The sequence below is a fragment of the Mycobacterium sp. E1747 genome (assembly GCF_001667775.1).
Taxonomy (GTDB): Bacteria; Actinomycetota; Actinomycetes; order Mycobacteriales; family Mycobacteriaceae; genus Mycobacterium.
The window spans coordinates 1-7,348 of the sequence record NZ_LZJI01000085.1 but is presented as its reverse complement, the minus strand read 5'-3'; the positions used below and the strand labels follow the sequence as shown (position 1 = coordinate 7,348).

Annotated in this window: 7 protein-coding genes; all 7 read left to right on the top strand. The window is 69.9% G+C overall.

Translation table 11 applies throughout. The features are described from left to right. Window positions 1-835, top strand: an 835-nt coding sequence (locus A5695_RS09305) for an adenosylhomocysteinase (RefSeq protein ID WP_082945955.1), incomplete at its 5' end; no start/stop codon positions are given. 95 nt (window positions 836-930) lie between these two features. Further along, a complete protein-coding gene (locus tag A5695_RS09300; protein WP_068080249.1) occupies window positions 931-1,620 on the top strand; it encodes a dTMP kinase in 690 nt (229 codons plus the stop codon). A gap of 80 nt (window positions 1,621-1,700) precedes the next feature. After that, complete coding sequence (gene mtrA / locus A5695_RS09295) at window positions 1,701-2,387, top strand: two-component system response regulator MtrA (RefSeq protein WP_007168097.1); 687 nt, start codon at window positions 1,701-1,703, stop codon at window positions 2,385-2,387. A 13-nt stretch (window positions 2,388-2,400) separates the two neighbouring features. Next, window positions 2,401-4,074 carry an MtrAB system histidine kinase MtrB gene (gene mtrB / locus A5695_RS09290; protein ID WP_082945954.1) on the top strand — a complete coding sequence of 558 codons (1,674 nt, stop codon included), beginning with the start codon at window positions 2,401-2,403 and terminating at the stop codon, window positions 4,072-4,074. Beyond that, window positions 4,074-5,831 (top strand): MtrAB system accessory lipoprotein LpqB, encoded by a 1,758-nt coding sequence (gene lpqB / locus A5695_RS09285; protein WP_068080245.1) that lies wholly within the window; start codon window positions 4,074-4,076, stop codon window positions 5,829-5,831. The genes mtrB and lpqB overlap by 1 nt, the downstream gene beginning before the upstream one ends. Window positions 5,832-5,969: 138 nt before the next feature. After that, on the top strand, window positions 5,970-6,998 hold the full coding sequence (locus tag A5695_RS09280) for a nitronate monooxygenase (protein ID WP_255398662.1): 1,029 nt from the start codon (window positions 5,970-5,972) through the stop codon (window positions 6,996-6,998). A 31-nt stretch (window positions 6,999-7,029) separates the two neighbouring features. Continuing rightward, window positions 7,030-7,348: SDR family NAD(P)-dependent oxidoreductase (locus tag A5695_RS09275; RefSeq protein ID WP_156749543.1), on the top strand; the 319-nt coding region annotated here is incomplete at its 3' end.

Genomic DNA, 7,348 nt, shown 5'->3' with positions numbered 1-7,348 from the left:
CACCACCACCGGCGTGCTGCGGCTCTACCAGTTCGCCGCGGCCGGCGATCTGGCCTTCCCGGCGATCAACGTCAACGACTCGGTCACCAAGTCCAAGTTCGACAACAAGTACGGCTGCCGCCACTCCCTGATCGACGGCATCAACCGCGGCACCGACGTGCTGATCGGCGGGAAGAAGGTGCTGGTCTGCGGCTACGGCGACGTCGGCAAGGGCTGCGCCGAGTCGGTCAAGGGGCAGGGCGCGCGCGTCGTCGTCACCGAGATCGACCCGATCAACGCGCTGCAGGCGCTGATGGAGGGCTACGACGTGGAGACCGTCGAGGACGCGATCGGCACGGCGGACATCGTCATCACCGCCACCGGCAACAAGGACATCATCACCCTCGACCACATGAAGGCGATGAAGGACTACGCGGTCCTGGGCAACATCGGGCACTTCGACAACGAGATCCAGGTCGCCCAGCTGGAGCGCTCCGGCGCCACCAAGACCAACATCCGGCCGCAGGTCGACGTGTGGACGTTCCCCGACAGCGGCAAGTCGATAATCCTGCTCTCCGAGGGCCGGCTGCTGAACCTGGGCAACGCCACCGGCCACCCGTCGTTCGTGATGAGCAACAGCTTCTCCAACCAGGTCATCGCCCAGATCGAGCTGTGGACCAAGAACGATGAGTACGACAACGAGGTCTACCGCCTGCCCAAGCACCTCGACGAGAAGGTGGCCCGCATCCACGTGGAGGCGCTCGGCGGCAAGCTGACCAAGCTGACCAAGGAGCAGGCCGAGTACATCGGCGTCGACGTCGACGGCCCCTACAAGGCCGACCACTACCGCTACTGAGGTAGCGCCTTCTCGCCGAGCGTCACGCCAGCGTGGCCTCCGGCGTCGAGTGTCACGCCAGCGTGGCGTCCGGCGGCGGGCTTAGGCTGGGCGCCGTGCTGATCGCGATCGAAGGGGTTGACGGGGCCGGCAAACGGACGCTGTCCGAGGGCCTGCGCAAGGCCTTCCAGGCGGCCGGGAAATCGGTGGCGATCACGGCCTTTCCGCGCTACGGGAAATCGGTCACCGCCGACATCGCGGCCGAGGCCCTGCACGGCGGGCACGGCGACCTGTCGTCATCGGTCTACGGGATGGCGATGCTGTTCGCGCTCGACCGGGCCGGGGCCGTCGAGGACATCGAGGCGCTGCGCCGCGACCACGACGTCGTGATCCTGGACCGCTACGTCGCGTCGAACGCGGCCTACAGCGCCGCACGCCTGCGCCAGGGCGCGTCCGGGGCGGCGGCCGACTGGGTGCTCGAGCTCGAATACCGGCGGCTGCGGCTGCCCGCGCCCGACTGGCAGGTGCTGCTCGCGGTGCCGACGGAGCTGGCCGGGCAGCGCGCCCGCAGCCGCGCGTTGGCCGACCCGGGCCGGGCCCGCGACAGCTACGAACGCGACGACGAACTGCAGCTGCGCACCGGCGCGGTGTACGCGGAGCTGGCCGCCTCGGGCTGGGGCGGACCCTGGGTGGTGGCCGACGCGGACGTCGATCCGGGCCGGCTGGCCGCCACCCTCATCGGCGCCAAGGACGTCCCCGCAACGGCCCGGGAGGGTGCGCCGGGGGCGCCGAGCACGGGAATTTGACCGGATTTGCATCCATATTTGCGGCTCGGAGCAAGAAACGCCCGTGTGGCGCGCCGGGTTTGTCCCGATCTGGTGACACCATGGACTCCATGAGGCAAAGGATTTTGGTCGTCGATGACGACGCTTCGCTGGCCGAGATGCTCACCATCGTGTTGCGTGGGGAGGGTTTCGACACCGCGGTCATCGGTGACGGTACCCAGGCCCTGACTGCGGTGCGCGAACTGCGCCCCGATCTGGTGTTGTTGGACCTGATGCTGCCCGGGATGAACGGCATCGACGTCTGTCGTGTCCTGCGCGCGGACTCGGGCGTCCCGATCGTCATGCTCACCGCGAAGACGGACACCGTGGACGTGGTGCTCGGCCTCGAGTCGGGCGCCGACGACTACATCATGAAGCCTTTCAAGCCCAAGGAACTGGTGGCCCGGGTGCGGGCGCGGCTGCGGCGCAACGACGACGAGCCGGCCGAGATGCTGTCCATCGCCGACGTCGAGATCGACGTGCCGGCGCACAAGGTGACCCGCAACGGCGAGCAGATCTCCCTGACGCCGCTCGAGTTCGACCTGCTAGTCGCGTTGGCGCGCAAACCGCGGCAGGTGTTTACTCGTGATGTGCTGCTCGAACAGGTGTGGGGATACCGGCACCCGGCGGACACCCGCCTGGTGAACGTGCACGTCCAACGTCTGCGGGCCAAGGTTGAGAAGGATCCCGAAAACCCGACCGTGGTATTGACCGTTCGAGGAGTGGGATACAAGGCCGGACCTCCGTGACCGGACGGTGTAGGTGATCTGGGGCTCTCGGCGACGCACTAGGAGTCGGTGGGGGCGCTCGGGGCCCATGACTCGCGGCGTGGGTGCAGTGAGTCGAGTGGTGGGCACCGCGTGGCGCCGATCGTTGCAGTTGCGCGTCGTCGCGCTGACCCTCGGGCTGTCCCTGGCGGTGATCCTCGCGCTCGGTTTCGTGCTGACTTCTCAGGTCACCAACCGGGTGCTCGACGTCAAGGTCAAGGCCGGTATCGAGCAGATCGAGCGCGCGCGCACCACCGTCGGCGGGATCGTCAGCGGCGAGGAGACGCGCTCGCTGGACAGCAGCCTGCAGCTGGCCCGCAACACGCTGACCTCCAAGACCGACCCTGCGTCGGGCGCCGGGCTGGCCGGCGCGTTCGACGCGGTGCTGATCGTGCCGGGCGACGGGCCGCGCGCGGCGACCACGGCCGGGCCCGTCGACCAGGTGCCCAATTCGCTGCGCGGCTTCGTCAAGGCCGGGCAGGCGTCCTACCAGTACGCGACCGTGCACACCGACGGCTTCGCCGGGCCGGCGCTGATCATGGGCACGCCGGCGTCCTCGCAGGTGGCCAACCTGGAGCTGTACCTGATCTTCCCGCTGAAGAACGAGCAGGCCACCATCACGCTGGTGCGCGGCACGATGATCACCGGCGGCGCCGTGCTGCTGGTGCTGCTGGCCGGGATCGCGCTGCTGGTCTCGCGCCAGGTGGTGGTGCCGGTGCGGTCGGCGTCGCGGATCGCCGAACGGTTCGCCGAGGGGCACCTGTCCGAACGGATGCCGGTGCGCGGCGAGGACGACATGGCGCGGCTCGCGGTGTCGTTCAACGACATGGCGGAGAGCCTGTCCCGCCAGATCACCCAGCTCGAGGAGTTCGGCAACCTGCAGCGCCGGTTCACCTCCGACGTCAGCCATGAACTGCGCACCCCGCTGACCACCGTCCGGATGGCCGCCGACCTCATCTATGACCACAGCGCCGACCTCGACCCCACGCTGGCGCGCTCCACCGAGCTGATGGTCAACGAACTCGACCGGTTCGAGTCGCTGCTCAACGACCTGCTGGAGATCTCCCGCCACGACGCGGGCGTGGCCGAACTGTCCGTCGAGGCCGTAGATCTGCGCACCACGGTGCAAAGCGCCCTCGGCAACGTGGGCCACCTGGCCGAGGATGCCGGCATCGAGCTGCTCGTCGACCTGCCCGACGAGGAGGTGATCGCCGAGGTCGATACCCGGCGGGTGGAGCGGATTCTGCGCAACCTGATCGCCAACGCCATCGACCACGCCGAACACAAGCCGGTGCAGATCCGGATGGGCGCCGACGAGGACACCGTCGCCGTCACCGTCCGCGACTACGGGGTGGGGCTGCGGCCCGGCGAGGAGAAGCTGGTGTTCAGCCGGTTCTGGCGGGCCGACCCGTCGCGGGTGCGCCGCTCGGGCGGCACCGGCCTGGGCCTGGCGATCAGCGTGGAGGACGCCCGCCTGCACCAGGGCCGGCTGGAAGCGTGGGGCGAGCCCGGCGAGGGCTCGTGCTTCCGGCTCACGCTGCCGCTGGTTCGCGGCCACAAGGTGACCACCAGCCCGCTGCCCATGAAGCCCATCCCGCCGGCCGCCAACACCGGCCCGCAGCCCAAAGAGCGGTCGCGGCAACGCGAACACGCGGAGAGGAGCGGGTGATGCGGCGGTTGCTGGGCCTGTTGCTGCTGGCCGCGCTGCTGGCCGGCTGCGCGGGCGTGCCCAGCTCGTCGGCGCCCCAGGCTATCGGCACGGTCGAGCGGCCCGCGCCGTCGAATCTGCCCAAGCCGACCCCGGGCATGGATCCCGACGTCCTGCTGCGCGAATTCCTCAAGGCCACAGCCGATCCCGCGAACCGGCACCTGGCGGCCCGCCAGTTCCTCACCCAATCGGCGTCCAACGCCTGGGACGACGCCGGTAGCGCGCTGCTGATCGACCACGTGGTGTTCGTGGAAACCCGTGCCGCCGAACGAGTTTCGGCGACCATGCGGGCCGATATCCTGGGATCGCTGTCGGACATGGGGGTGTTCGAAACCGCCGAGGGGGTGCTGCCGGACCCCGGCCAGATCGAGTTGGTCAAGACGTCGGGCGGGTGGCGGATCGACCGCCTGCCCAACGGCGTGTTCCTGGATTGGCAGCAGTTCCAGTCGACCTACAAGCGCAACACGCTTTACTTCGCCGACCCGACCGGCAAGACGGTGGTGCCCGATCCGCGCTACGTGGCGGTGGCCGACCACGACCAGTTGGCCACCGAGCTGGTCTCCAAGCTGATCGCCGGGCCGCGGCCCGAAATGGCGCACACCGTGCGCAACCTGCTCGCCCCGCCGCTGCGGCTGCGCGGGCCGGTGACCCGCGCCGATGGCGGCAAGAACGGGATCGGGCGCGGTTACGGCGGCGCGCGCATCGACCTGGAGAAGCTGTCCACCACCGATCCGCACAGTAGGGCTTTGCTTGCCGCGCAGATCATTTGGACACTGGCGCGGGCCGACATCCGGGGCCCGTACGTGATCAACGCCGACGGCGCCCCGCTGGACGACAGGTTCGCCGAGGGCTGGACGACGTCCGACGTCGCCGCCACCGACCCGGGCGTGGGCGACGGCGCGGGCGCGGGGTTGCATGCCCTGGTGAACGGCTCGCTGGTCTCCCTGGACGGCCAGCACTTCGCCAACGTGCCCGGGGCCTTCGGGCGGATGGGCGACCAGACCGGCGCCGCGCTGTCGCGCAGTGGCCGGCAGGTCGCGTCCGTCGTCACCCTGCACCGCGGGGCGCCGGACGAGGCGGCCTCGCTGTGGATCGGCGACCTCGGCGGCGAGGCGGTGCAGTCCGCCGACGGGCACGGCCTGACGCGGCCGAGCTGGTCGCTGGACGACGCGGTGTGGGTCGTGGTGGACGGCAACAACGTGCTGCGCGCGATCCAGGAACCGGCGTCGGGCCAACCCGCGCGCATCCCCGTCGATTCGGTCGCCGTGTCCACCCGCTTCCCGGGGCCGATCACCGACCTGCAGCTCTCCCGCGACAGCACCCGCGCCGCGATGGTGATCGGCGGCCAGGTGATCCTGGCCAGCGTCGAGCAGACCCAGGCCGGCCAGTACGCGCTGACTTACCCCCGGCGGCTCGGCTTCGGGCTGGGCAACTCGGTGGTGTCGCTGTCCTGGCGCACCGGCGACGACATCGTGGTGACCCGCACGGACGCCAGCCATCCGGTGTCCTACGTCAACATCGACGGGGTGAACTCCGACGCGCCCGCCCGCGGCCTGCAGATGCCGGTGCTGACGGTCGCCGCCAACCCGTCGACGGTGTATGTCGGGGCGCCCCAAGGGGTGCTGCAGTATTCGGCGGCCGCCGCCGAAAGCCAGCAGGGGTGGTCGGAGGTTCCGGGGCTGATGGTGTTCGGGGCGGCGCCGGTACTGCCGGGCTGAGCGGGCGGCCAGCCGAATTACGCGGCGCCTTGGCCGAATAGCGCAGGCTCGCATGATCGGCATCGCGCGGCAATGCGGGCGGGGCCTAGCGTCGCGTTTGCCAGTATGAAACGCTCGCTAGAGAGTCGGAGCTTCGTGGTGTTTGATCGATTCACCTTGGCGGACTTGACCGTTCCGGTGTTGGGTGCACCCATGGCGGGTGGGCCGTCGACGCCGGCGCTGGCCGCCGCGGTATCCAATGCCGGCGGCCTGGGCTTCCTGGCGGGCGGCATGTCCTCCGCGGCGGGGCTGGCCGACGCGATCGGCGCGGCGCGAAGGCTGACGTCCGGACCATTGGGCGTGAATTTGTTTGTCCCACAAGGGATGACGGCCGACGCGGAGCAGCTCACCGTGTTCGCGAAAACCCTGGCGCGCGAAGCGCACCACTACGGTGTATCGCTCGAAGAACCGTCCGTTTCTGGGTATGACGACGAATGGGACGCGAAACTCGATGTGGTGCGCGAGCTTCGGCCGGAGGTGGTGTCATTCACCTTCGGCTCGCCCGGCGCCGCGGTGTGCAGGTCGATGCATGACGCCGGCGTCTCGACCGTCGCCACCGTCACCACCGCCCGCGAGGCGGTGGTCGCGCTGAACTGCCCAGTGGACGCGTTGGTGGCCCAAGGCCCCGACGCGGGCGGGCATCGGGCGACGTTCAACCCGCTCGCCGCGCCGCCCGGCGATTCGCTCGACAACCTCGTCACCGCGCTGGTGGCCTGTTTCGATCGTCCCGTCGTCGCCGCCGGGGGCCTCGGGACGCCCGACGACGTCGGGCGGCTGCGCGACGCCGGCGCCGCCGCCGTCCAGCTCGGCACGGCGTTCCTGCTCGCCGACGAGGCCGGAACCAACGCGGTGCACCGCGCGGCGTTGCGTGATCCGGCGTTCGCCGACACGGCGGTGACGCGCGCGTTCACCGGGCGCTGCGCCCGCGCCTTGCGCAACCGGTTCCTCGACGTCTACGACGCCGACGCGATATCCGGCTTCCCCCAGGTGGCAATGCTCACCGCGCCGCTTCAGGCCGCCGCGCTGAAAATCGGTGATCCGCACGGCGTCGCGATGTGGGCGGGCACGGCTTTCCGTAAGGCCAAAACGGGCCCGGCCGCAGACATCGTGCACTACATGGCGGGCTGAGCGCCCGCGCAACCAGAGAGGTTCGTACACAATGGAATCCGGCTACGGCAAAGTCGCGGTCATCACCGGCGCATCGCGCGGCATCGGCGCGGGCCTGGTCGAGGCATACCGCAAGCGGGGCTACGGGGTGGTCGCCACGTCGCGCGCCATCACGGCCTCGCCGCATCCCGAAGTCCACTGCGTCGCAGCGGATATCGGCGAACCCGGCACGCCCGGACTTCTCGTCGACGAGGCGCTGGCGCGGTTCGGCCGCATCGACACGCTGATCAACAACGCCGGCGTCTTCCTCGCGAAGCCCTTCATCTGCTACACGCCCGAGGACTACGAGTTGGTGACGTCGGTCAACACGC

Bases quoted from the DNA above. Each gene is read 5' to 3' on its own strand.
- lpqB (WP_068080245.1), top strand. From the start codon at position 4,074: ATGCGGCGGTTGCTGGGCCTGTTGCTGCTGGCCGCGCTGCTGGCCGGC.
- mtrA (WP_007168097.1), top strand. From the start codon at position 1,701: ATGGACTCCATGAGGCAAAGGATTTTGGTCGTCGATGACGACGCTTCG.